At 69.4% G+C, this 23,401-nt stretch carries 27 protein-coding genes; 19 read left to right on the top strand and 8 right to left on the bottom strand.

What is annotated here, in order from left to right; translation table 11 throughout:
• Positions 1-239: 239 nt before the first annotated feature.
• From E3O48_RS07575 to E3O48_RS07565, 3 genes are all read left to right on the top strand, one after another.
• A complete protein-coding gene (locus E3O48_RS07575) occupies positions 240-686 on the top strand; it encodes a helix-turn-helix transcriptional regulator (protein WP_134509024.1) in 447 nt (148 codons plus the stop codon).
• Positions 687-776: 90 nt separating this feature from the next.
• Complete coding sequence (locus E3O48_RS07570) at positions 777-968, top strand: helix-turn-helix domain-containing protein (protein ID WP_134509026.1); 192 nt, start codon at positions 777-779, stop codon at positions 966-968.
• Between the two features lie 94 nt (positions 969-1,062).
• Positions 1,063-1,161 carry a 30S ribosomal protein bS22 gene (locus E3O48_RS07565; RefSeq protein ID WP_003792170.1) on the top strand — a complete coding sequence of 33 codons (99 nt, stop codon included), beginning with the start codon at positions 1,063-1,065 and terminating at the stop codon, positions 1,159-1,161.
• A 63-nt stretch (positions 1,162-1,224) separates the two neighbouring features.
• On the opposite strand, the gene E3O48_RS07560 is transcribed toward E3O48_RS07565, so the two are convergent.
• Positions 1,225-1,947, bottom strand: a complete 723-nt coding sequence (locus E3O48_RS07560; protein ID WP_134537929.1) for an HAD family phosphatase — start codon at positions 1,945-1,947, stop codon at positions 1,225-1,227.
• Positions 1,948-2,000: 53 nt separating this feature from the next.
• Between E3O48_RS07560 and E3O48_RS07555 the strand changes: the two genes are divergently transcribed.
• Both E3O48_RS07555 and E3O48_RS07550 read left to right on the top strand, forming a co-directional pair.
• Complete coding sequence (locus E3O48_RS07555; RefSeq protein ID WP_134509030.1) at positions 2,001-2,270, top strand: glutaredoxin family protein; 270 nt, start codon at positions 2,001-2,003, stop codon at positions 2,268-2,270.
• Positions 2,267-2,569 (top strand): Dabb family protein, encoded by a 303-nt coding sequence (locus E3O48_RS07550; RefSeq protein WP_134509032.1) that lies wholly within the window; start codon positions 2,267-2,269, stop codon positions 2,567-2,569. Before E3O48_RS07555 ends, E3O48_RS07550 begins: the two co-directional genes overlap by 4 nt.
• Before the next feature lie 32 nt (positions 2,570-2,601).
• Here E3O48_RS07550 and aspS read toward each other — a convergent pair whose 3' ends face one another.
• Complete coding sequence (gene aspS, locus E3O48_RS07545; RefSeq protein WP_134509193.1) at positions 2,602-3,915, bottom strand: aspartate--tRNA(Asn) ligase; 1,314 nt, start codon at positions 3,913-3,915, stop codon at positions 2,602-2,604.
• Positions 3,916-4,045: 130 nt separating this feature from the next.
• On the opposite strand from aspS, the gene E3O48_RS07540 reads away from it, so the two are divergent.
• Genes E3O48_RS07540 through ccsB form a run of 5 tightly spaced genes read left to right on the top strand, consistent with a single transcriptional unit; the run spans position 4,046 to position 8,820 of the window.
• On the top strand, positions 4,046-4,690 hold the full coding sequence (locus E3O48_RS07540) for a histidine phosphatase family protein (RefSeq protein WP_134537928.1): 645 nt from the start codon (positions 4,046-4,048) through the stop codon (positions 4,688-4,690).
• The gene (locus E3O48_RS07535; RefSeq protein ID WP_134537927.1) at positions 4,687-5,283 is read left to right on the top strand and encodes a TlpA disulfide reductase family protein; all 597 of its coding nucleotides are present in this window, start codon (positions 4,687-4,689) and stop codon (positions 5,281-5,283) included. Before E3O48_RS07540 ends, E3O48_RS07535 begins: the two co-directional genes overlap by 4 nt.
• Before the next feature lie 2 nt (positions 5,284-5,285).
• Positions 5,286-6,047 (top strand): cytochrome c biogenesis CcdA family protein, encoded by a 762-nt coding sequence (locus E3O48_RS07530; protein ID WP_134509038.1) that lies wholly within the window; start codon positions 5,286-5,288, stop codon positions 6,045-6,047.
• Complete coding sequence (locus tag E3O48_RS07525; protein WP_134537926.1) at positions 6,031-7,719, top strand: cytochrome c biogenesis protein ResB; 1,689 nt, start codon at positions 6,031-6,033, stop codon at positions 7,717-7,719. Before E3O48_RS07530 ends, E3O48_RS07525 begins: the two co-directional genes overlap by 17 nt.
• Positions 7,720-7,770: 51 nt before the next feature.
• The gene (ccsB, locus tag E3O48_RS07520) at positions 7,771-8,820 is read left to right on the top strand and encodes a c-type cytochrome biogenesis protein CcsB (protein WP_134537946.1); all 1,050 of its coding nucleotides are present in this window, start codon (positions 7,771-7,773) and stop codon (positions 8,818-8,820) included.
• A 96-nt stretch (positions 8,821-8,916) separates the two neighbouring features.
• On the opposite strand, the gene E3O48_RS07515 is transcribed toward ccsB, so the two are convergent.
• The 4 genes from E3O48_RS07515 to E3O48_RS07500 form a co-directional block, all read right to left on the bottom strand.
• Positions 8,917-9,897, bottom strand: a complete 981-nt coding sequence (locus tag E3O48_RS07515) for an o-succinylbenzoate synthase (RefSeq protein ID WP_134537925.1) — start codon at positions 9,895-9,897, stop codon at positions 8,917-8,919.
• Positions 9,898-9,999: 102 nt separating this feature from the next.
• The gene (locus E3O48_RS07510; RefSeq protein ID WP_134537924.1) at positions 10,000-10,263 is read right to left on the bottom strand and encodes a hypothetical protein; all 264 of its coding nucleotides are present in this window, start codon (positions 10,261-10,263) and stop codon (positions 10,000-10,002) included.
• Complete coding sequence (locus tag E3O48_RS07505) at positions 10,260-10,592, bottom strand: ATP-dependent DNA ligase (RefSeq protein ID WP_134537923.1); 333 nt, start codon at positions 10,590-10,592, stop codon at positions 10,260-10,262. Before E3O48_RS07505 ends, E3O48_RS07510 begins: the two co-directional genes overlap by 4 nt.
• An 87-nt stretch (positions 10,593-10,679) precedes the next feature.
• Complete coding sequence (locus E3O48_RS07500) at positions 10,680-11,684, bottom strand: RNA polymerase sigma factor RpoD/SigA (protein WP_134509048.1); 1,005 nt, start codon at positions 11,682-11,684, stop codon at positions 10,680-10,682.
• Between the two features lie 352 nt (positions 11,685-12,036).
• Between E3O48_RS07500 and E3O48_RS07495 the strand changes: the two genes are divergently transcribed.
• From E3O48_RS07495 to E3O48_RS07485, 3 genes are read left to right on the top strand one after another with little or no spacing between them, the layout of a single operon-like run.
• Positions 12,037-12,948 carry a 1,4-dihydroxy-2-naphthoyl-CoA synthase gene (locus tag E3O48_RS07495; RefSeq protein ID WP_134509050.1) on the top strand — a complete coding sequence of 304 codons (912 nt, stop codon included), beginning with the start codon at positions 12,037-12,039 and terminating at the stop codon, positions 12,946-12,948.
• Positions 12,949-12,950: 2 nt separating this feature from the next.
• On the top strand, positions 12,951-14,138 hold the full coding sequence (locus E3O48_RS07490; RefSeq protein ID WP_370249430.1) for an AMP-binding protein: 1,188 nt from the start codon (positions 12,951-12,953) through the stop codon (positions 14,136-14,138).
• Positions 14,139-14,180: 42 nt separating this feature from the next.
• Positions 14,181-15,200: a 1,4-dihydroxy-2-naphthoate polyprenyltransferase gene (locus E3O48_RS07485; RefSeq protein ID WP_134537944.1), complete on the top strand. Its 1,020-nt coding sequence runs from the start codon at positions 14,181-14,183 to the stop codon at positions 15,198-15,200.
• Here the strand turns inward: E3O48_RS07485 and E3O48_RS07480 are convergent.
• On the bottom strand, positions 15,174-15,473 hold the full coding sequence (locus E3O48_RS07480) for a DUF4229 domain-containing protein (RefSeq protein ID WP_134537922.1): 300 nt from the start codon (positions 15,471-15,473) through the stop codon (positions 15,174-15,176). The two genes, E3O48_RS07485 and E3O48_RS07480, sit on opposite strands and share 27 nt — an antisense overlap.
• A 69-nt stretch (positions 15,474-15,542) precedes the next feature.
• On the opposite strand from E3O48_RS07480, the gene E3O48_RS07475 reads away from it, so the two are divergent.
• The 3 genes from E3O48_RS07475 (at position 15,543) to E3O48_RS07465 (ending at position 18,694) form a co-directional block, all read left to right on the top strand.
• Positions 15,543-16,013 (top strand): PLDc N-terminal domain-containing protein, encoded by a 471-nt coding sequence (locus E3O48_RS07475; protein WP_134537921.1) that lies wholly within the window; start codon positions 15,543-15,545, stop codon positions 16,011-16,013.
• Positions 16,006-17,718 (top strand): 2-succinyl-5-enolpyruvyl-6-hydroxy-3-cyclohexene-1-carboxylic-acid synthase, encoded by a 1,713-nt coding sequence (gene menD, locus E3O48_RS07470; protein WP_134537920.1) that lies wholly within the window; start codon positions 16,006-16,008, stop codon positions 17,716-17,718. The genes E3O48_RS07475 and menD overlap by 8 nt, the downstream gene beginning before the upstream one ends.
• Before the next feature lie 112 nt (positions 17,719-17,830).
• Entirely contained in the window at positions 17,831-18,694 is an 864-nt protein-coding gene (locus E3O48_RS07465; protein ID WP_134537919.1) for a polyphosphate kinase 2 family protein, read from the top strand.
• 163 nt (positions 18,695-18,857) lie between these two features.
• Here the strand turns inward: E3O48_RS07465 and E3O48_RS07460 are convergent, their stop codons facing one another.
• Entirely contained in the window at positions 18,858-20,090 is a 1,233-nt protein-coding gene (locus E3O48_RS07460; protein ID WP_241982444.1) for an isochorismate synthase MenF, read from the bottom strand.
• 63 nt (positions 20,091-20,153) lie between these two features.
• On the opposite strand from E3O48_RS07460, the gene ubiE reads away from it, so the two are divergent.
• From ubiE to E3O48_RS07445, 3 genes are read left to right on the top strand one after another with little or no spacing between them, the layout of a single operon-like run.
• On the top strand, positions 20,154-20,894 hold the full coding sequence (ubiE, locus tag E3O48_RS07455; protein WP_134537918.1) for a bifunctional demethylmenaquinone methyltransferase/2-methoxy-6-polyprenyl-1,4-benzoquinol methylase UbiE: 741 nt from the start codon (positions 20,154-20,156) through the stop codon (positions 20,892-20,894).
• A 32-nt stretch (positions 20,895-20,926) separates the two neighbouring features.
• Complete coding sequence (locus E3O48_RS07450) at positions 20,927-21,997, top strand: polyprenyl synthetase family protein (RefSeq protein WP_134537917.1); 1,071 nt, start codon at positions 20,927-20,929, stop codon at positions 21,995-21,997.
• Positions 21,998-22,007: 10 nt separating this feature from the next.
• Positions 22,008-23,393: an FAD-dependent oxidoreductase gene (locus tag E3O48_RS07445; RefSeq protein WP_134537916.1), complete on the top strand. Its 1,386-nt coding sequence runs from the start codon at positions 22,008-22,010 to the stop codon at positions 23,391-23,393.
• The last annotated feature ends 8 nt before the right edge of the window (positions 23,394-23,401 follow it).

The following is a 23,401-nucleotide window of genomic DNA, read 5'->3' as shown; positions in this document are numbered from 1 at the left end:
TACTCGCCCTCGCCGCCGGAATCTGGCACAACTGGCTCCTCGGAACACCCAACAAACGATCCCTCATCGCCTACGACCATTAGGACTCACTCATCTAGGAGTCGGGTACCTCCGCCCTCCCGCTGAGTTGCGGGGAAAGCACCTTCCGCTGGCCCGTGAAGGTGTTTTGTCCGCCCCTCGGCGTTGGCCGGCGACCTGTCGTCATGGTATCCCCCTGCGGGAATGACTAGCCTTGGGGCATGGCAGACATCTTCGGCGTGGTGGCGGACTCGACCCGACGCGAAATACTACGCATTCTCCTCGAGCGATACAACCAGTCGAACACGGCCGGTGGCGAGCTCAGCGTGTCGGACATCGTCGACAAGCTGGGGCTGAGCCAGCCGACCGTCTCCAAGCACCTCAAGGTGCTCCGCGAGGCCGGTCTGGTCGGCGTGCGCGAAGCCGGCCAGCACCGCTACTATCACCTGGACTACGCGCCACTCGAGGAGATCGAGGACTGGCTGATCCCGTTCCTCAGCGTCGACTTCGACGCGTCGGCCGAGGAGGCCGCCGAGGAGACCGAGGGGTTGAAGGAGGAGCAGCGGGCGTTCGCCGCGGCAATCGGGAAGGCCTTCGCCGACACGTCATTCCAGATGGCGCATGCGGTGAAAGACGCCAAGCCGCGAAAATGGCGCAAAAACGACTAGACGTTCGTTCCGGGTAGCCTCTAGAGTTTTCATCTAGCACGTGGGTAACGTCCGTCACAGGACCGGTCCACGCTCGTGAGGAGAACCCGAATGCAAGATCTCTCTGACGTACGCTTCCTGACCGTCGCCGAGGTGGCCGAGATGATGCGCGTGTCCAAGATGACCGTCTACCGGCTCGTACACTCCGGAGAACTGCCGGCGATCCGGTTCGGCCGGTCTTTCCGGGTGCCGGAATCGGCTGTTTCCGCGGTGATTCAGCGCCCGATTGCGGACACCGCGTAAGGGCCCGTTCTTTTTCCGGTAGAATGGTGTTTTCGTGTCGGCCGCGAATCTCGTGGCGAAACCAAATCTTGTAACCAAATCTTGTGAGGTCCGTGTGGGTTCTGTAATTAAGAAGCGACGCAAGCGTATGGCGAAGAAGAAGCACCGCAAGCTGCTTCGGAAGACCCGTCACCAGCGTCGCAATAAGAAGTAGGTCGGTTCCGGGCCGTTTGGTCCTGAAGCGCCGGTTCCAGGCGTGAGCGCTAGGTCTTCGGACCTAGCGCTTTTTGCTTGCCCGCGCGGCCGCGGTGATGCTGCCGCGTTTGAGTCGCATGATCGGCCAGTGGCGCGCCGTCGCGTAGCGGTGGAGTGTCGCATCCGGATTCACGGCGACGGGATTGCCGACGAGGTCGAGCAACGGAATGTCGTTGTGCGAATCGGAATAGGCCCAGCATTCCGTGAGGTCGGCGTCGCTGCGAACGGCCTGCCCGCGCGCCGCCTCGGCCTTCTGGTCTCCGTGGCACACGCCATCGATCAGGCGACCGGTGAACACTCCCTCGACGGTCTCGAGCACCGTGCCGAGAGCGCCGGTGAAGCCGAGCCGCTCGGCGATCACATCGGCGACCTCCTGGGCGGTGGCTGAGACCAGCCAGACCTCGCGACCGGCCTCCAGGTGCGCCCGGGCCACGGCGACGGTCTCGGGCCAGAGCAGGCGGATGAGGCGGGCGTCGAAGATCTCCCGGCTCAGCTCGATCAGCTCGGCGCGGTTGTGGCCGACGACGACCTCGAGGGCGCGCTCCCGAACACTGGCCAGGTGCACCCGGTTCTCGCCCACCGCGATGAACCTCGCCTGCTTCCAGGCGAACGAGCTGATGTCGCGGCCGGTGATCAGCCGGCGTCGCCAGGCGCCGATACCGAGGTGGTACAGGCTCGCTCCGCGCATGAGCGTGTTGTCGACATCGAAGAAGGCGATGGAGCGGGCGGCGTTGGCGTCAGACATGTGCGCCTGAGTCTAGTTGCGCGCGCCCGGGTGAGCCAGCATAGGCTGGAGCAATGGCCACCGCACTCCTCACCCTGATCGGCAAGCCCGGATGTCACCTCTGCGACGACGCGCGGGAGCTGGTGGACAGCGTCGTCTTGAAACTCGCCGACAACCCGGCGGCGCCGGCGATCGTGCTCGAGGAGCGTTCCATCCTCGACGACGCCGAGCTGAACGAACTGTACGTGGAGGACATCCCCGTCCTGTTGATCAACGGCAAGGTGCACAATTACTGGCGGATCGACCCGCTGCGGCTGCGCAGCGCGCTCCTGGCCGTTCAGTGAGCATCCGGCACGTCGTCTCCTGGAAGCTCAGCGCGACGGACCCGGCGACCAGGGCCGACGACGCGGCCGGGATCGCATCACGCCTCGAAGCCCTCGTCGGCGTCGTGGCGGAGATCCGCTCCCTGCGGGTGGGCGCGGATGTGCAGGGCGGCGACAACTGGGACGTCGTGCTGATCGCCGACTTCGACGACCTGGCCGCGGTCGCCCGCTACCAGGCGCACCCGGCCCACCAGGCTGCCGGCGCCTTCATCCGGTCGGTCGTCTCGGCCAAGACGGCCGTGGACTTCCTCGTTCCGTAGGTCGCTCGACCACCGGGTCGGGCCGGAGCCGGTCAGGGCTCGAGGCGCGACGGGCCGCGGAAGAGGAAGGTGACCTCGCGGATGCTGGTCTGGTGCAGCATCAGCATGAGCACCCGGGCCAGCCCCATCCCGAACCCGCCGTGGGTCGGCACGCCGTACCGGAAGAAGTCCAGGTAGCCGCCGAGCTCCTCCGGGTCCAGACCCTTCTCCCTGGCCTGCTCGACGAGAACGTCGATGCGGTGCTCACGTTGCGCGCCGGTGGAGATCTCGGTGCCGTTGAAGATGAGGTCGTAGCTGTTGGTGACGCTCGCGTCGCCCTCGGGCCGCATGTGGTAGAACGGCCGGATGCTGGCGGCGTAGTCGGTGAGGAAGACGAATTCGTGCCCGTAGGTCTCCGCCACGTAGGCGGCGATCTGGCGCTCGCCCTCCGGGTCCATGTCGTCGTCGTCGCGCGGCACCTCGTAGCCGCGGTTCTTGACGATCTCCTTGGCCTCGGCCAGGGGGATGCGCGGGAACGGCTGGCTCGGCACGGTCACCTCGACACCGAACAGGGCCAGCACCTCGTCGCCGTGCTTGGCCTTGACCGCGGCGAAACCGGCGACGAGCAGCTCCTCGTGCAGCTGCATGACGTCTTCGTGGCTGTCGATCCAGCTGATCTCGGCGTCGACGCTGGTGAATTCGGTGGCGTGGCGGCTGGTGAACGACGGGTCGGCCCGGAACGCCGGTCCCACCTCGAAGACCTTGCCGAAGCCGGCCGACTGCGCCATCTGCTTGAAGAACTGGGGGCTCTGCGCGAGGTACGCCTTGGTCTCGAAGTACTCCACCTCGAACAGCTCGGCGCGGGACTCGCTCGCGCTGGCCATCAGCTTCGGGGTGTGCAGCTCGACGAAGTCGTGCTCGACCCAGTAGGTGCGGAGGGCGTGCTCGAACGTGGTCTGAATGCGGAAGATCAGGTTCTGTTTCGGCTGGCGCAGGTCGAGGAAGCGCCAGTCCATCCGCTTGTCGAGGCTGGAGTCGGCTGCGATCGGGGTCTCCGGGATGGCGACGGTGACGAGCTCCATGCTGGCCAGCTTGATCTCGATGCCGCCGAGCTTGACCCGCTCGTCGTGCTTGAGTTCGCCGGTCACGGTGACGAAGCTGCCCTGGGAGAGGGCGGAGATCGTGCTGGCGGGCTCGTCCGCGACGACGACGCCGTCGGCATCCGTGGTACGCGGGTTCACCAGCTGCACCGCACCGGACTCATCCCTGAGCACGACGAACTGCACCTTTTTCTGGTCGCGGACGGTGTCCACCCAGCCGGACACCGTGACGGTGCCATTCTCGAGGGCGGCCAGGTTCTTGATCAGTATGCGCGCAGTCACTTGCCAAGTTTAGCGGCAGGCGTCGCCGGGGGTCGACAGCCGGCGCATCCCACGGCGGCCCCAGCGTCGTGCGTTCTCGGTGAATTCGCGGTTGGGGCATCCGTAGACTGTTCGGGTGACAGCCAGTCAGGTACATCTCGTCCGGCACGGTGAGGTGTTCAACCCCGAACGCGTTCTGTATGGACGGCTGCCCGGCTTCGGGCTCTCCGACCTCGGCCGGGCCATGGCGGAGGCTGCGGCGGCCGACCTGGTCGAACGAGGGCGCCCGGTGGCGCGGATCGTCTCCTCGCCGCTGCAGCGCACACGCGAGTCCGCGGAGCCGATCTCGGCGGCCGTCGGCCTCCCCGTCGACATCGACCCGCGCCTGATCGAGCCGGCCAACTTCTTCGAGGGCAAGCGGATGCGCGGCCCCGACGGTGCCCTGCGCGACCCCCGAAACTGGCGGGCCCTGGTCAACCCCCTCCGGCCCAGCTGGGGTGAGCCGTTCCAGTCCATCGCCGACCGGATGCTCGCCGCCGTCGACGACGCGTACCACTCCGTCGACAGCGGCGACGTCGTGCTGGTCAGCCACCAGCTCCCGATCTGGATGGTGCACCGCGCCCTCTCCGGAGAACGCCTCGCCCACGATCCCCGCAGACGCCGGTGCGGTCTCTCGAGCATCACGACCCTGTCCTGGCCAGGCGGCGGCCCGGTCGAGGCGGGCTATTCGAACCCCGCGGTCGACCTGCAGGCCGGCGCCACCGACGTGGGGGCGGTATGACGACCCGGGCGCGCGCGGCGATCGTCGGGCTCGTGGCGGTGGCGCTGCTCCTGACCGGCTGCGCGACCGATCCGCTCGCCGCCCAGTACCGCGAGGGCAGCAACAAGGGGTTCATCGCCGGCGACGGCAGCTGGACCGAGATTCCCGCCGCCGAACGCGGCGACCCGGTCACCTGGGCCGGCACGAGCGAGACGGGTGCCGCCCTCTCCAGCGCCGACTACGCCGGGCAGGTCGTCGTCGTGAACTTCTGGTACGCCAGCTGCGCACCGTGCCGGGCCGAGGCTCCAGCCCTGGCGAAGCTCAGCGCGCAGTTCGAGGGTAAGGGCGCCTCCTTCGTGGGCGTCAACGTGCGCGACCAGGCCGCGAACGCGGTCGCGTTCAACGACAACTACGGTGTCGGCTACCCCTCGGTGATGGATGTCGGCGACGGGGCGATGCAACTGGCCTTCAGCGGCAGCATCCCGCCCAACGCGGTGCCGACCACGCTGGTGATCGACCGGTCCGGACGGGTCGCCGCCCGCATCCTCGGCGAGCTGTCCTCGCCGTCCATCCTCGAGACGCTGGTCACCTCCGCGCTCGACGAGGGCGTTTAGGCGTGGACAATCCGTTCGGTGAGATCGTCTTCAGCGGGCAACTCCTTTTCGCCATCCCGGTTGCGATCCTGGCTGGCCTCGTCTCGTTCGCGTCGCCGTGCATCCTGCCCCTCGTGCCCGGCTACCTGGCCTACATCGGCGGGTTCACCGACGGGCGCACCAGCGCGGCGCGCGGGGACCGGCGCGGCCAGGGCCGCCTGCTGGCCGGCGTGGCCCTGTTCATCCTCGGCTTCACCCTCGTCTTCGTGCTCACCGGCGTCGTCTTCGGCTTCGCCGGTTTCTGGCTCAACCAGTACCGCGACCTGGTCACCCGGATCGCCGGGGTCGTCGTCATCCTGCTCGGCCTGGTCTTCGTCGGCCAGTTCGCGCGCCTGCAACGCTCGGTCAAGTCCTCCTGGAAACCCCGGATGGGGTTGGCGGGAGCCCCGGTACTCGGTGCCGTCTTCGCCGTCGGCTGGACGCCGTGCACCGGGCCGACGCTGACCGCGATCAATTCGCTCAGCCTGACCACGGGGTCGCCGTGGCAGGGCGGACTGCTCGCCCTGTTCTATGCACTCGGCCTCGGCATCCCGTTCCTGCTGATCGCGCTGGGCCTGAGCTGGGCGACGGGCGCGGTGTCGTTCCTCAAACGGAACGTGCGAACGATCAATCTCTTCGGCGGCGTCCTGCTCGTCGTCATCGGCGTGCTCATGGTGAGCGGCATCTGGAATGCCTGGCTCCTCGACCTGCAAGGAGTGATTGGCAGCTATGTCCCGGCCGTCTGACCATTACGATTCGCCGGCGCCGGTCGCCGCGGAAGGCATCGTCCAGCCGCGCCTCGGCTTCGTCGGGTGGCTGCGCTGGTTCTGGCGACAGCTCACCAATATGCGCACTGCGCTGTTCCTCCTGCTGCTGCTCGCCATCGCGGCCGTGCCGGGGTCGCTGGTGCCGCAGCGCAGTTCCGACCCGAACGGGGTCACCCAATACTTCACCGACAACCCCGACCTGGCACCGGCCCTGGACAAGATCCAAGCCTTCGACGTCTACTCGTCCGCCTGGTTCTCGGCGATCTACCTCCTGCTGTTCATCTCCCTGATCGGCTGCGTCATCCCGCGCACCAAGCATCACTTCCTGGCGTTGCGGGCGAAGCCGCCGCGCACGCCGGCCCGCCTGGCCCGACTGGCCGGGTTCACCACGCGCCCCGCCCCGGCCGGCACAGATGCCGCGTCCGCCGTCGACTCCGCCCGTGGGCTGCTGGCGGCCGGCGGTTACCGGGTCGCCCTGTTCGACAGTGCGCCGCAGGCCGATGCGCGGGAGTTCTCGGTCTCGGCCGAGCGGGGCTACCTCCGGGAAACCGGCAACCTCGTCTTCCACTTCGCCCTCGTCGGCATCCTGATCGCGGTCGGGTTCGGCAGCGGTTTCGGGTTCAGCGGGCAGCGGGTGCTGGTCGAGGGCCAGACGTTCGTGAACACGTTGCTGGCCTACGACTCGTTCAATCCCGGCCGGTTCTTCAACGACGAGGGCCTCGACCCGTACAAGCTCACCCTCAACGACTTCCAGGTCACCTACGAGACGAAGAACCTCAAGGCCTACGGCCAGCCGATCGACTTCACCGCCGGCGTGAGCGTCACCCGGCGGGGACAGGCGACCGAGACCGGCGAGGTCAAGGTCAATTCTCCGATGCGCACCGGCGGCACCGACGTGTACCTGCTCGGCAACGGCTACGCGCCGTCGATCACGGTGAAGAACCCGCAGGGCGACGTCGTCTTCACCGATGCGGTGCCGTTCCTGCCCCAGGATGCCAATCTCACCTCGCTCGGGGTGATAAAGGTCCCCGACGGGCTGGCGAAGCAGCTCGGCATGATCGGCTTCTTCTACCCGACCCAGGCGAAGGCCACCTCCGGCGCGTTCTACTCCTCGTTCCCCGACCTCGAGTACCCGCTGCTCACGCTCAACGCCTACGCCGGCGACCTCGGCCTCGACGCGGGGGTGCCGACATCCGTCTACTCGCTCGACACCGACAAGATGACCCAGCTCACCGGCGGCAAGACCGGCACGAAGTCGATCGAGCTCAAGCCGGGGGAGACCCAGCAGCTGCCGAACGGCCTCGGCTCGGTCACCTTCGACGACGCGCACCCCGGGGCGAAGACCGGCGACTTCTCCGGATCGGTGCTCCGGTTCGCCTCGTTCGACATCCACAACGACCCCACCCAGCTCTGGGTGCTGTCCTTCGCGGTGCTCGCCCTGCTCGGGCTGCTGACCAGCCTGTTCGTGCCGCGCCGCCGGGTCTGGGTGAAGGCCGTGGAGGAAGCCGACGGTTCGGTGCGACTCGAGTACGCCGGGCTCGCCCGCGGCGAGGATCCTGCCCTCGAATCGGTCGTGACCGCGCTCGCCGACCGGCACTCGGACCTGCTGTTATCCTCCCAATTGGCCACCCCGGCTCCCGAACGCACTTAGGCTGACACAGTGAATCTCAACGAGCTCTCAATCCTGAGCCTGTACTCGGCCATGGCGGTCTACGCCCTGGCGTTCATCGCCTTCTCCTTCGACCTGGCCAAGCGGTCGGCCGCGGTGAGCCAGGCCCAGGGCGACGCGCTTCGATCGGCAGGCCCTGAGTCCGTGCGCTCGGCCGGGGCCTTGGGTGGCACCGCCACCCTCACCCGGATCAGCGCGCGGATCGTCAACGACGCGTCGACGCCGTACGGTCGTTCGCCCAGCCTGCGCGTCGGAGTGTCACTCACCGTGCTCGCCTGGCTGATCCACCTCGTCGCCGATGTGCTCCGGGGCCTCGCCGCCGGCCGGGTGCCGTGGGCGAACATGTACGAGTTCGCGATGACCGGCACCCTGCTGATCGTGACCGTGTTCCTGATCGTGCTCACCCGGGCCGACCTCCGCTTCCTCGGCACCTTCGTGACCGGCATGGTGCTCGTGCTGCTCGGCATCGCGGCCCTGCGCTTCTACGTCGAGGTCGCCCCGCTGCCGCCCGCGCTGCAGTCCGCCTGGCTCGTCATCCACGTGTTCGTCGCGTCGCTGGGCACCGGCTTCTTCGCCCTCGGCTTCGCGCTCTCGACCGTGCAGCTGCTCCAGTTCCGGCGGGAAGCCGCGCTCGGTGCCGCGACGTCGCGGCCGGCCGGGTCGGTGCCGGTTGGTTCAGTCCCGGCTGGCTCAGTGCCGGTTGTGTCCGGCCCCGCCGGCACCGAGACCCCGGGGTGGAAGAACCCGCTCCGCTTCCTCGCCACGCTGCCCTCAGCGGCAACCCTGGAGAACCTGGCCTACCGGGTGAACATCATCGGCTTCATCCTCTGGACCTTCACCCTGATGGCCGGGTCGATCTGGGCCGAGAAGGCCTGGGGCCGATACTGGGGCTGGGACACCAAGGAGGTCTGGACCTTCATCATCTGGACCATCTACGCCGGGTACATCCACGCCAGGGCGACGCGCGGCTGGCGCGGCTCCCGGTCGGCGTGGCTCGCGATCGTGGGGTTCAGCGCCGTAATGTTCAACTTCGGCATCGTCAACGTGTTCTTCAAGGGCCTGCACGCCTACTCCGGCCTCTGACCCGTCAAATTCGACGGACTTTTTCGAAATATCGCCCGTGTCGAGGCCGGTTTGAGCCGTTTTGGCCAAAATCTCCGTCGAATTTGACGGGGTAGGTCAGTCGGCGAGCAGGGCGTGGCAGCGTACGAGGCGGGCCAGCCACCAGTCGCGCCGCTCGGCGGATGCCGCGTAACGGTCGAGAAGGTCAGGGTCAGGGGTGACCCGGCGCACCGGGATGCTGCCGCCGACCGGCAGGATCGGCTCCCGAGTGACATCCGCCGCCAGCAGTGACGCGGTGCCCAGGCCGCAGTCGTAGTCGAGTCCGGGGATCGCGGCGGCGAGGTGCGCGCCCATCGAGATGCCGACCGAGGTGTCGAGGGCGCTGGAGACGACGACCGGGAGGCCGGCCTCCGCGATCAGCGCCAGTGCCGCGTGGATGCCGCCGAGTGGGCCGGCCTTGATCACGAGGATGTCCGCGGAGTCCGTGCGGGCCACCAGCAGCGGGTCATCGGCGCGGCGAACGCTCTCGTCCGCGGCGACGCCCACGTCGAGGTACGCGGTGCGGCTGCGGATCTCGGCGAGCTCCTCGATGCTCGCGCACGGCTGCTCCACGTATTCGAGGTCGAACTCGTTCAGCGCGTGAATGGCGTGCTCGGCCTCGTCCACGTTCCACAGCCCGTTCGCATCGACCCGGATGCGTCCCTCCGGCCCGAGAACGTCCCGCACCGCCCGCACCCGGGCGACATCGTCGGCGAGGGTCTGGCCGGGGGCCGCTACCTTCACCTTCGCGGTGCGGCAGCCGGGGAAACGGGCGAGAACACCGGCCACCTCGGCCGCGTCGACGGCCGGCACGGTGGCGTTGACCGGGATGCGGTCGCGGAGCAGGGCCGGGGTCTTCTCCCAGCCGAAGTCGATGGCCGCGCGGAGCCAGGCGGCGGCCTCGGTGTCGTCGTACTCGGCGAATGGGGAGAACTCGGTCCAGCCCTCCGGGCCCTGCAGCAGCAGCGCCTCACGGCTGTCGATGCCGCGGAAACGCGTGACCAACGGCAACGCGACGACGCGGGCCGTTCCGAGCAGATCGTCCAGGGAGGGAAGCATGTTCCCAGTGTGCCAGCAGCGGGTCAGCGCCGCTGACGCACCCCTGCCGGCTGCCGAGGCCGACGCGACCGGGCGCGGCAGCCGGCAGGGAGGCGGGATGGGTCAGAGACCGTCCTGCCCGAACACCCCGTCCACGTCGAGGTCGATGTCATCGCCGTCCTGCGGCTTCACGTTGAGCACCGCGAACGGGATGCCGGGGGCGATGAGGAGATAGGCATCCTCGAACCGGCCGCCGCCGCTGTTCACCATCAACCAATACGGTCTGCCCGTCGTGATCGCCGCATCGATCTCCATCTGGATCGAGTCGATCGAGCGGCCGGCGAGGGAGTACTGCTGGCCACCGTAGACGATGTCGACACGGTTCATGAGTCATCCCTCACTGTCACGACGGCTGTGGCGCGGTGCGGCTCCGGGACCAGCTGCAGGCCCCCGGAGGAATTCGCGGTGAGCATCAGCGCCTCGACCCATTCCCGATTGAGACTCGGCGACCTACCGCCGAAGTACTTGTAGGTCAGGGGGATGGCCGGGTGCAACCAGATTGTGCTCCGGCCGTCCCCACCCTGGGGATCGTCACGCCAGGTGAAGTAGAAGCACTCGCCGCGGCGCAGCTTCGCGCCGATGACAACCTGGATGTGGGCCAGGACCCGATCATCGAAGTCGGCCGACAAGGTCGAGTTGTAGGTCAGCTTGCCCATCTCAAAACCCCCGTTTTAGTGACTACAAGCGACAATACGCGCGAACCGTGGTCTCGGGATACTCTCAGTTCGGGGGGAAACCGGACGTCAATCCCGAAGGTATCGCTCCAGCCGCGGCACGTGCAGGAGGGCCAGGGCCCGCTTCTCGATCTGCCGCACCCGTTCCCGGGTGACGCCCTGGATCACGGCGATCTGGTCGAGGGTGCGCGGCTCGTCGCCGTCCAGGCCGAACCGGGCGATGAGAATGGCCCGTTCGCGCGGCGGCAGGGCATCCAGGTAGAAGCCGATGTCGGCCGCCCGGAGGGTGATGGTGGCGTACTCATCGGGCTGGGGCAGATCATCGTCGATGATCAGCTCGGAGATGTCGCCGATCCCATCGCCCACCGGTGCGTGCAGCGAGATCGGCTCGTTGTCGTACTGGAGCAGCCGGGAAACGTCCCTGGCCGGGATCTGCGCCGCCTCGGAGAGCTCGCGCAGGGTGGGGTCGCGGTCGAGCGTGCTGGTCAGGTCACGGCGGATGCGCTTGATCTTGTTCAACTTTTCCGCGGTGTGCACGGGGATGCGGATCATCCGGGACTTGTCCGCCATTCCACGATGGATGGCCTGCCGGATCCACCAGGTGGCATAGGTCGAGAACTTGTAGCCGGTCATGAAGTCATACTTCTCGACCGCGCGAACCAGACCGATGTTCCCGTCCTGCACAAGGTCCATGATCGGGACGCCCCGGCCGGAGTAATGCTTGGCGATGCTCACCACCAGGCGGAGGTTCGCCTCGATGAAGTGGTTCTTCGCCCGGCCGCCGTCGTGGGCCAGCCAGGCCAGCTCGCGGGCATAGGCCGGATCGGACACTCCCCGGGTCAGCCGCTCGGCGGCGAACAAGCCGACCTCGATGCGGCGGGCGAGCTCGACCTCGTCGAGCGCGGTGAGCAGAGGACCCTTCCCAATGCGGCGCAAATAGTCGCCGAAGGCATCCGTGGACGCCCGGCTGTACCGGGAGACCGAGGAAGAACCGGCTCCCCGGCCGGGGGAGGAAGCGGCCGGCGGCGCGGACGGCAACGGGGCCGAAAGCGGCGTCTGGATCAAGGCGCTCATCAGCGCACCACCCTGACGAGGTCAGATCGGGAATCGATCTCACAAACGTGCACGAAACGGCGGTACCCCTCAGCGCTGATCGCGTCACTCGCGTTCACATCGTTGTGGAATGCTGCCCCTGCGTCATATCCAGCCATGACTACCTCCGGGTCGATCTCGAGTGATCTCAGGCCCTTAGTACACATGGTGAAAACCTGCCCCTCAAGGGGGTTGACTTCTCGCCACCCCAAGGAGTAATTGAGGTCTTCTCACGGCGTGTCGGCACGCTTCACGAGGCCCTGATCTGCTAGAGCGCGCCGCGAGCGACCCAGGGTCGCGGGCCGGCGGCACCCCGCCCGCGTAGGCTGGCGGGATGACCGAACAGGTGTCCGAAATCTTCGATCCGAGCCAATGGCGGGAGGTCGCCGGTTTCGACGGACTCACCGACGTGACCTATCACCACGACCTGACCGGGCAGATCGCCCGGGTGGCCTTCAACCGGCCGGAGGTGCGGAACGCGTTCCGCCCGCACACGGTCGACGAGCTGCACGCGGCGCTCGAGGACGCGCGGGTCAATCCGCGGATCGGCGTCGTGCTGCTCACCGGCAACGGGCCCAGTCCCAAGGACGGCGGCTGGGCGTTCTGCTCGGGCGGCGACCAGCGCATCCGCGGCCGCGACGGCTACAAGTACGCCGACGGCGAGACCGCCACCGGCATCGACAAGGCCCGCGGCGGCCGGTTGCACATCCTCGAGGTGCAGCGCCTGATCCGGTTCATGCCCAAGGTCGTCATCGCGGTCATCCCCGGCTGGGCGGCCGGCGGGGGCCATTCCCTGCACGTCGTCTGCGACCTCAGCATCGCCAGCGCCGAGCACGGCAAGTTCAAGCAGACGGATGCCGACGTCGGCTCCTTCGACGCCGGCTACGGCAGCGCCTACTTCGCCCGCCAGGTCGGCCAGAAGGCCGCGCGCGAGGTCTTCTTCCTCGCCCGGGAATACTCCGCGCAGCGAGCCCTCGAGATGGGCGCCGTGAACGCCGTCGTGCCGCACGCCGAGCTCGAGACGGAAGCGCTGGACTGGGCGCGCACCATCCTGACCAAGTCGCCCACCGCCATCCGGATGCTCAAATTCGCCTTCAACGCCGTCGACGACGGACTCGTCGGCCAGCAGGTCTTCGCGGGGGAGGCCACCCGCCTCGCCTACGGCACCGACGAGGCCGTCGAAGGGCGCGACGCGTTCCTCGAGAAGCGCGACCCCGACTGGGGCCCATACGACTGGCAGTTCTAACGGTGCCCCGTGAGCTCCGCACGGTCCCGGCAGGCCAGCCCCTCGACCTGATGGTGCTCCTGAGGGAGGCGCTCGCCGGCGCCGGCCCCGCCCTGCTCCCGGTGCCCGCCCTGCTCCCCGTCCCCGGGGTCGCCGGGGAGACCACCGTGCCGCGCCGGGTGGCCGTAGTGATCGAGACGTCAGGGTCGACGGATGTCCCCAAACGCGTGATGCTCGGCACCGACGCGCTGCTCAGCAGCGCTGCCGCCTCCACGGTGGCCCTCGATGGTGTCGGCCAGTGGCTGCTCGCGCTCCCGGCGCATTACATCGCGGGGGTGCAGGTGCTCGTGCGGTCGATCGTGGCCCAGACCACCCCGGTGGTGCTGCCCGTCGGGCACTTCGACCCGGCGGCCTTCCAGGCCGGCGCGGAGCGACTGGCCGAACCGTTGCGGTACACCTCGCTGGTGCCGGCCCAGCTGGCCCGACTCGTCGCCGAGGCCGACGGCGACCGGCGCCTGCTGGCCGTGCTCCGCCGATTCACCGGCATCCTCGTCGGCGGGCAAGCCACCCCCGCCGGCCTCCTCGCCCGCGCGGCGGACCTCGACCTGCGGGTGGTGCGCACCTACGGTTCCTCGGAGACGGCCGGCGGCTGCGTCTACGACGGGCTGCCGATCGGCGACACCGAGGTGCGCGCCGTCGACGGTCAGCTCGAGATCTCGGGGTCGGTGCTGGCCGAGGGCTACCTCGGCGACCCCGAGCTCACCCGGGAACGCTTCAGGCAGGTGCGCGGGGTGCGCTGGTACCGCACCGGCGACCTGGGCGAGGTCGACCCGGCCACCGGGCTCGTGCGGGTGCTCGGGCGCCAGGACAACGTCATCATCTCGGGCGGTGAGAAGGTGTCCCTCGACGCCGTGGAGCGGGTCGTGCGATCGCTTCCCGGCCTGGCCGAGGCCGTGGCGGTCGCGGCGGACGATGACCGCTGGGGCCAGGTGCCGGTCGTCGTCGTCCCGTCCCCGGCCGTCCCGTCCCTGCATCCTCCCCTGGCGCTCGGCCCTGAGCCGCTCGACCGGGTGAGGGCCGCGACGGGGGCCGTGCTCGGTCCGGCGGCACGGCCGGCGCGGCTCGTCTTCGTCGCCTCGATTCCGCTCCTCGCGTCCGGCAAGCCGGATCGCCAGGAGCTCGGGCGACTGGCCGGGGCCGCCAAGAAGTAGCATGAATGCGTGGCACAACCAGCGCGGCCGATCAGGCCCAAAATGCAGCGTTTGAACCCCTCGGCGTCCACCGGGGCCCAGCCCGGGTCGGGCAGGACGGCCGGCTCAGGCAGGACGACCGGGAAATCGGGCAACCCCGCCAAGCGGAACGCCCCCCGGACCAGCGGGGTGACTGCCGGTCGGCCGGCGACGGCCGGCGACTGGGTGTCCGGCGCGCGCCTCCGCACGCTTCCGCTGGCCATCGCACCGGTGGCCCTCGGCACCGGGGCGGCCATCGTCGCCAGCGAACCGGGCGCCTACCACTGGGTGCGGGCGCTGCTCGCGCTGATGGTGGCCCTGTCCCTGCAGATCGGCGTCAACTACGCGAATGACTATTCGGACGGCATCCGCGGCACCGACGCCAACCGGATCGGCCCTGCCCGGCTGACCGGTGGCGGCGCGGCACGGCCGCGCGCGGTACTGACCGTGGCCCTGGCCTTCTTCGCGCTCGCCGCGCTGGCCGGCCTCACCCTCGTCGTGCTGACCGGTCAGTGGTGGCTGCTGCTGGTTGGCGCCGCGGCCATCGTCGCCGCCTGGTTCTACACCGGCGGACGTCGCCCCTACGGCTACTTCGGCCTCGGCGAGCTCTTCGTGTTCGTGTTCTTCGGCCTCGTCGCCACACTCGGCACCACGTTCGTGCAGGTGGGCACCGTCAACACGGAAAGCTGGCTGAGCGGGGTCGGCATCGGCCTGATCGCCTGCGCCGTGCTGATGGTGAACAACCTGCGCGACCGTGAACTGGACCGGGTCTCGGGCAAGCGCACCCTGGCGGTGCTGATCGGCGACACGGCGTCGCGGGTCGTGTTCTGCGTCTTCCTGCTCGTGCCGTTCCTGATCGCCGGGTTCTTCGGGCTGTTCTACCCGCTGGCCTGGTTCACGTTGTTCGTGTTGTTCCTGGCCGTGCCGGCCGGCCTGATCGTCGTCACCGCGACCACGTCGAAGGAGCTCGTGCTCGCGCTGAAGCTGACCAGCCTCGCGGCCCTGGCCTACGGCGTGTTACTCGCCCTGGCGTTCGCGCTGTAGCGCGTCGCCGGCGGCGCGGTCGATCGCCGCGTCCTCGGACTCGGCGTCGGGGTGGGCCGTCTCCGTGACCGGGTGCCGTGCCTCGTACAGGCCGCGTGCGACCCGCTCGCGGGGCGTGCGCAGGAAGAGGTAGGACAGGCAGACGCCGATCAACGCCGCGACGAGGGCCGCGATCCACCAGGTGATCTGCAGGGCCAGCAGGATCGCGAGCGGAACGGCGAACAGGAGCACGCGGTAGACGGAGTAGGTCACCCAGGCGGGAACAGCTTTCATGGTTCCAGCTTAGGTCTCCGTCCCGCAGCTACACACCGATCTCTCGGCTGGGCGCTCTAGAATGGCCGAATGGTCAAGGTGTGGATTGTCGTGGGGCTAGCGGTCGTCATCCTGACCGTCTATTCCCTGGTCGACTGTGCGACCACCGCCCACAATCGCGTGCGAGGACTGCCGCGGTGGGTGTGGATGTTCGTCATCTTCCTGGTCCCGGTCGTGGGCCCGCTGCTCTGGCTGATCGTGGGCCGCGGTCGCCGCGGTGCGGGCGTCGCCCGGTCGATGGCCCCCGACGACGACCTCGATTTCCTCAAGGGCCTCGGCCGGCAGAAGACCGACGAGGAGCGCATTCGGGCACTCGAACAGGAACTGGCCGACCTCGACAAACCGGACCCGCGCACCGGCTCGACCGGCAGCCCAGAGGCGCCTGGTTCGACCGGATCGGCCGGTTCGACCGGGTCGGCCGGTTCGACCGGCACGGCGGGTTTCGACCCCAAACAGGCGGATCCGGGCGAGGGCGAACTGCCCGGCCGACGGGATGCCTGAGGCGTCAGGCAGCGGAAGCCCGGCCACCGATTTCAGCGTCGCGCTCCTCGGCGAGTTCGCGCGGCTCGGCGTGCGCGACGTCGTCCTCAGCCCCGGCGCCCGGTCGCAGGCGCTCGCCCTGGTCTGTGCGGAACTCGAACGGCTCGACCTGATCCGGCTGCACGTGCGCATCGACGAGCGCGGCGCCGGTTTCCTGGCGCTCGGCCTGGCCGTCGAATCCGGGCGGCCGGCCCTGGTCGTCTGCACGTCCGGCACCGCCGTGGCCAACCTCCACCCCGCCGTGCTCGAGGCGCACCACTCCGGGGTGCCGATGATCCTGCTCACGGCCGACCGGCCCGACGAGTTGCGCGGCATCCGTTCGAACCAGACCACGGTGCAGCCCGGGTTGTTCGGGCCGGCGACACGGCTCTGCGTCGACGTGCCGGCGCCGGCCGGGCAACCGGGGGAGGCGGCGGCTGCCGCGGCGCTGGCGTGTCAGGCGACGGATGCGGCCACCGGCCGGGACTCCGCCGACCCGGGCCCGGTGCAGCTGAACCTCGCCTTCAGGGAGCCGCTCTCGGCGCCGGTGGACCTGACGGAGCACTCCCTTCCTGCCGTCGACTCGCCGGCCCCGGTGCGGCCGCGGCCCGAGCCGGCTCCCGCGGTGCGGGTGGCGGCCGGCCCACGCACCGTGGTCATCGCCGGCACCGGTGCCACAGCGGCGGCCGAGGCCTTCGCCCGTTCCGGCGGCTGGCCGCTGCTCGCCGAGGTCAGCAGCGGGGCGCGCTTCGGCCCGAACCTGGTCGGCGCCTACCGCGAGCTGCTCCAGGCCGACGAGTTCGGCGGCCGCGTGGAGCGGGCCGTCGTGTTCGGCCACCCCACGCTCAGCCGGGAGATCCCGGCGCTGCTCCAGAGGGACGACGTCGACACCATCGTCGTGGCGGCGACCGGTGCCGAATGGTTCAACCCCGGGCGACGGGTGCGGGTGTTCGCCCGGTCGGTCATCGCCGATGAGACGGCCGTCGTGGCCGCCGGCACCCGCGAGGCACGGGAGTGGCTCGGCCGGTGGGTGATGACCAGCCGTCAGTTGCTCGACGGCTCACCCGACCTGGCCACGCCCCCGGTCGGCGAACGCGGCATGACCCGGGCCGAACTCGCCGCCCTCCGCGCCCCGGTCACCCGGCCGATCCTGGTCGACGCCGTGTGGCGCGCGTCCTGGCCCCACGACCGCCTCGTGCTCGGCGCCTCCCGCCTGATCCGCGAGGCCGACCGGCTCGTCGGCGGCAAGAAGATCCCGGTGCACTCCAACCGCGGCCTCGCCGGAATCGACGGCACCGTGGCCACGGCCGTCGGCATCGCCCTGGCCAGCCAGTTCGGCCCTGAGCCGCGCCCGGCCGGGGTCACCCGGCTGCTGCTCGGCGACCTTGCGCTGCTGCACGACGCCGGTTCCCTCCTGCTCACGCCGGGCGAACCGCGCCCGCGCCTGCAGGTCATCGTCGGCAATGACGGCGGAGGAACCATTTTCGACGGCCTCGAGGTTGCGGCATCCGCCCGCACGGAATCGGTCGCCCGGGTTCTCTTCACCCCGCAGCGGATGGACTTCGAGCTGCTCGCAGCCGCCTACGGCTGGGAGTACGGCATCGCCGGCACGCGGAGCGAGCTCGAGCAGGCCCTGACCATGCCGCCCGCCGGGCCGAGCCTGCTCGAGGTTCCGCTGGCCCGGTAGCCCGGGCACAAGGCCGGTGTTCGCTCTGGCGCGGCACGGTGCCGCTGCGCCAGAATGGCGTCCACCGGCGAATGATCGCCGGCACTGGCCAGGCGCGGACGAAGGGTGCACCGTGGGGAACCTCACGAAGAAGTTCTGGAACGACGACCCGATCTCGCTGCTCAGGGTGGGACCCGGTTTCCGGCTCTCCGACGTCGACCCCGGCTCAACCCCGGGCTTCGACGGTGTGGACAAGCAGAACGCGGACGACGCGCTGGCCGAGGGGGTCGGCGTGCTGTCCACCCTGCAGGAGAAGCTGTTCGCGTGCAGCAAGTTCGGTGACACCCGTCGGGTGCTGCTCGTGTTGCAGGCGATGGACACGGCAGGCAAGGGCGGGATCGTGCGGCACGTCGTCGGCTCGGTCGACCCGCAGGGCGTGCGGCTGTACGCGTTCAAGGCCCCGACCGAGGAGGAACGGGCGCACGACTTCCTCTGGCGGGTGCGGAAACGCCTGCCGGACGCCGGCCTGATCGGGGTCTTCGACCGTTCGCACTACGAGGACGTGCTGATCGCCCGGGTGCGCCGGCTGGTGCCGCCGGACGAACTCGAGGCCCGCTACGGCCAGATCGGGCAGTTCGAGCAGCAGCTCGCCGACGAGGGAACCACGATCGTCAAGGTCATGTTGCAGATCGGCTCGGACGACCAGAAGGCTCGGCTGATGGAACGCCTCGACCGTCCGGACAAGCACTGGAAGTACAACCCGGGCGATGTCGACGAGCGGCTGCACTGGGACGAGTACCAGGAGGCCTACCAGCTCGCCCTGGAGCGCACAGCGACGCCGGCGGCCCCCTGGTTCGTCGTGCCGGCGGAGAAGAAATGGTACGCCCGCCTCGCCGTGCAGCACCTGCTCATCGACGCCCTCGAGCGGCTGCACCTCGACTGGCCTCCGGCCGCCTTCGACGTGGCCGCGGAGAAGGCCCGGCTGGCCGCCACCTGACCCCACCTGCTCCGCCCTGACCCTACTTGCCCACCGTCTTGCCAGGCGGGCCCCGCGTCGAGATCGCCCGTTTCGGTCGAAGTCGGCGCACACCGGTCGGTGTCGACCGGAACGGGCGATCTGGGCGGTCGGTCGGTCGGTCAGGCGGGCGGGCGGGGTGGCGTCAGCCGAAAGCCTCGACGATCGGGCGGAACTTCATCCGGGTTTCCGCGAGTTCGCGGTCGGGTTCGGAGTCCAGCACGATTCCGCAGCCGGCGTGGGCGGTGACGTCTCCGCCTGGGGTGACCTGCGCGCAACGCAACGCGATCGCCCATTCGCCGTCACCGTCGGCACCGACCCAGCCGACCGGGCCGGCGTACCGGCCCCGGTCGAACGGCTCCAGCTCGCGGATCAGCGCGAGCGCCGTCTCCGTCGGCGTGCCGGCGACCGCGGCGGTCGGATGCATCGCCGCGATCAGGTCGAGGGAGTTCGACCCGTCGCTGAGGGTGCCCTCGACATCCGTCGCGAGGTGCCAGAGGTTGGGCAGTTTCACGGTGAACGGGATCTCGCTGGTGGTCAGGTGCGAGGTGTGCGGGCGCAGCGAGGCGAGCACGCTCTGCACGGCGAAGGCGTGCTCGTCGCCGTCCTTGGACGAGGTGGCCAGGTGCAGCGCGGCCTCGAGGTCGGATGCCGCGTCCGCCCCGCGGGACATCGTGCCGGCCAGTACCCGGGCATTGACCTCGCCGTGGTCGGCGCGGATCAGCGTTTCGGGGCTCGACCCGACGAGACCGTCGACCGCGTAGGTCCAGCAGTCCGGGTAGCCGAGGGCGAGTTCGCTCACGGCCCGGCGCAGGTCGGATTCGGCAGGCAGGCGCCCGACGAGGTCCCGGGCCAGGACGACCTTGTTGAGGTCGGCAGCGGCGATCCGATCGATGGCCTCGCCCACCGCGGCGCGGTAGCCGTCGGCGGTCAGCGTGCCAGGCAGGAGCGAGATGCGGTACTCGTTGCCCAGCGGCCGCAGGGCGAGCGGGATCTCGGGCCGGGTGCCGCCGGTGGGCCAGATCCGGGTGACCCAGCACTGGCCGTCCTCGCGGCCGACGATGACCTGCGGCACGATCAGCACGCTGGTCTGGGCCGAGGACGCGTCGAAGGCGAACGCTCCGAAGGCGAGCAGCCCGGTGCCGGTGCGGGAGAGCGGGTCGGTCACGGTGGCCGCCGCGACCACGTCGCGCCAGGCTGCGGCGGCATCCGTCAATCGGGTCGGCCCGGAGAACTCGAGCCGCAGGGCCGTGCCGATGCCGGCCAGGCCCTGGTTGCGACGCATCCAGAGCAGCGGTTCGTGGCTGTCGAGCAGAAGGATGAGTTGGCGCACGTCGGCGAGGGGAGTGGTTTCGACCGTCAGGGCCTGCGCATTCACTCGCCCAGCCTATGTCAGCAGGGTGGACGCCGGGCGTGTGCGCAGGCAATCTAGACTGGGGGAGTGAGCAGAGCAGACCTCAATAAGCAGCCCGAGCAGGTTGCTGCCATGTTCGACCAGGTCTCCACCCACTACGACCGCACCAATGCGGTGTTGTCGGTCGGGAACGCGGCCCTGTGGCGGATGGCGGCGACCCGGGCCGTGGCCCCGCAACCGGGCGACCGGATCCTCGACATCGCCGCCGGCACCGGCACCTCGAGCGTGGCGCTGACCCGCACCGGCGCGCACGTCGTGGCCGCGGACTTCTCCGCGGGAATGATCAAGGTCGGCCGGGAACGCCACGCCGGCAACCCGCTGATCGAGTTCGTGCAGGCCGATGCCACCGCACTGCCCTTCGCCGACAACGAGTTCGATGCCGTGACGATCTCTTTCGGGCTGCGGAACGTCGTCGAGCCGAAGAAGGCCATCGCCGAGTTCTACCGGGTGACCAGGCCCGGCGGACGCGTCGTGATCTGCGAGTTCTCCACCCCGCCGTTCGCGCCGGTCCGCGCCGCCTACTTCGCCTATCTCAACCACGTCATGCCCCTGGTCGTGAAGCTCGCCTCCTCCAACGCGGAGGCGTACGACTACCTCGGCGAGTCGATCGCCGCCTGGCCGAACCAGTCCACCCTGAGCAGCTGGCTGCGGGATGCCGGCTACGAGGCTGTGGCGTACCGCAACCTGTCCCTGGGCATCGTGGCCCTGCATCGAGGCGTCAAGCCGGCGAACGCAGCGGATACGGGCGCAGCGGATACCACTTCCTGAGTCCTCCCAGTTCCGATCGATAGGCTGACCGAGTGAAACCGAGCGTGCCCCTGTTCCGCCGCGGCTCTTCCGTGACGAGCCAGTTGGGCCTCAGTGATCGCATTTTCTCGTCGAAAGGCGACCGCGGTCTCGCCACCGGCATCGACGTCGGCCTCGAACGGGTCGAGGCAAGCCTGCTCGGCGAGGTCACCTTCGCCGACGAGGTCGCGAACGTCACCAGCCGATACCTCCTGAACGCGGGCGGCAAGCGCGTGCGCCCCATGCTCGCCCTGCTCACCGCGCACCTCGGCAGCGGCGTGCTCGACGACGTGGTCACCGCGGCCACCGCGATCGAGATCACCCACCTGGCCTCGCTGTACCACGACGACGTGATGGACGACGCGCACCAGCGCCGCGGGGTGCCCAGCGCCCAGACCGTGTGGGGAAACTCCATTGCGATCCTCACCGGAGACCTCCTGTTCGCGCGGGCCAGCCAGTTGATGGCCCGGCTGGGCGAGCGGGCGATCCGCCTGCAGGCAGACACCTTCGAACGTCTCGTGCTCGGCCAGCTGCACGAGACGGTCGGGCCGCACGACGGTGAAGACCCGGTGGAGCACTACATCCAGGTTCTCGCCGACAAGACCGGTTCGCTGATCGCAGCCGCAGCCCAGGCCGGGGTCATCTTCTCGGACGCGTCCGACGACTACGAGCGGCCGGTGGTGCAGTTCGGTGAGAAGATCGGCGTCGCCTTCCAGCTCATCGACGACGTGCTCGACCTGTCACCCCAGCCGGAGGAAACGGGCAAGTTCGCCGGCACCGACCTCCGCGCCGGCGTGGCAACCCTGCCGGTGCTCCGGCTCCGGGAACGCGCGCCAGGCGACCCGGGCGCGGCCGCACTGCTGGCCAGGCTCGAACGCGACGTGATGGCCCCCGGCGCTGCTGCCGGCGATGCCGCGGACTCGGCGATCGCCGCCCTCCGCGAGCACGATGTCACGACCCAGACCCTCTCCGAGGCGCACGGCTGGGCGCGCGACGCCGTCGCCGCGCTCTCCCCGCTGCCCGACGGATCCGTGAAGAAGGCGCTCACGCGATTCGCGGACACGATCGTCGAGCGATCCAGTTAGAAAGGCTTCCATGACCAAGTTGCGATTGGCCATTGTCGGCGCGGGACCTGCGGGCATCTACGCCGCCGACATCCTGCTCAAGGCCGAACGGAATTTCGAGGTGTCGATCGACCTGTTCGACCACCTCCCGGCACCCTACGGTCTGGTGCGCTACGGCGTCGCACCCGACCACCCGCGGATCAAGGGCATCATCACGGCGCTGCGCGACGTGCTCGACCGTGGCGATATCCGGGTATTCGGAAACGTGCGGTTCGGCGTCGACATCACCATGGACGACCTGAAGACGCACTACAACGCGGTCATCTTCGCCACCGGCGCCGTGCGCGACGCCGACCTCAAGATCTCCGGGATCGACCTGGAGGGCTCCTACGGGGCCGCCCGGTTCGTCAGCTGGTTCGATGGGCACCCCGACTACCCGCGCACCTGGCCGCTTACGGCCAGGCAGGTCGCGGTCATCGGCAACGGAAACGTGGCCCTGGACGTCTCGCGCATGCTCGCCAAGCACGCGGACGACCTGCTGCCCACGGAAATCCCGGCCAACGTCTACGAGGGGCTCAAGGCGTCCGCCGTCACCGACGTGCATGTGTTCGGCCGGAGAGGCCCGACCTCGGTCAAGTTCACCCCGCTCGAACTGCGCGAACTCGGCGAACTGCCGGGCGTCGACATCGTCGTCTACGACGAGGACTTCGACTACGACGACGCCGCACGGGACGCGGTGGCCAGCAACAAGCAGGTCTTCGTCATCGACAAGGTCCTGAACAAGTGGCGCGAACGCCCGGCCGGCACCGCCAGCCGCCGGCTGCACCTGCACTTCTTCGCCAAGCCGGTCGAGGTCGTCGACGACGGCACGGGCCGGGTCGGCGCGATCCGGTACGAGCGCACCAGGCCCGACGGGCACGGCGGGGTCGTCGGCACCGGCGAGGTCCGCGAGCTCCCGATGCAGGCGGTCTACCGCGCCGTGGGTTACTTCGGCTCCCCGCTGCCCGGTGTGCCGTTCGACAAGAAGCGCGGCGTCATCCCCAACCGCGAGGGCCAGGTGCTCTGGAAGGGCGAACCGGACTCCGGATCGGCCAGCGCCAACCAGCAGCTCTACGGCGTCTACGCGACCGGCTGGATCAAGCGAGGCCCGGTCGGCCTGATCGGCCACACCAAGTCCGACGCGATGGAGACCGTGCGGCACCTGATCAACGACCTCGGCAACTGGTGGCACCCGGCCGAGCCCTCGGAGGAGAGCGTGCTGGCGATGCTCGACGAACGCGGGATCGAGTACACCAACCTCGACGGCTGGCACCGCCTCGACCAGCGGGAGCTCGCGCTGGGCATGGCCGAGGGGCGCGCGCGGATCAAGGTCGTTCCCCGCGGCGAGATGGTCGAGATCTCCCGCGGCGAGGGGTAGACCCGCGT

The sequence above is a fragment of the Cryobacterium sp. HLT2-28 genome, from assembly GCF_004402495.1.
Lineage (GTDB): Bacteria > Actinomycetota > Actinomycetes > Actinomycetales > Microbacteriaceae > Cryobacterium > Cryobacterium mannosilyticum.
This window is presented reverse-complemented; position numbering and strand designations above follow the sequence as displayed.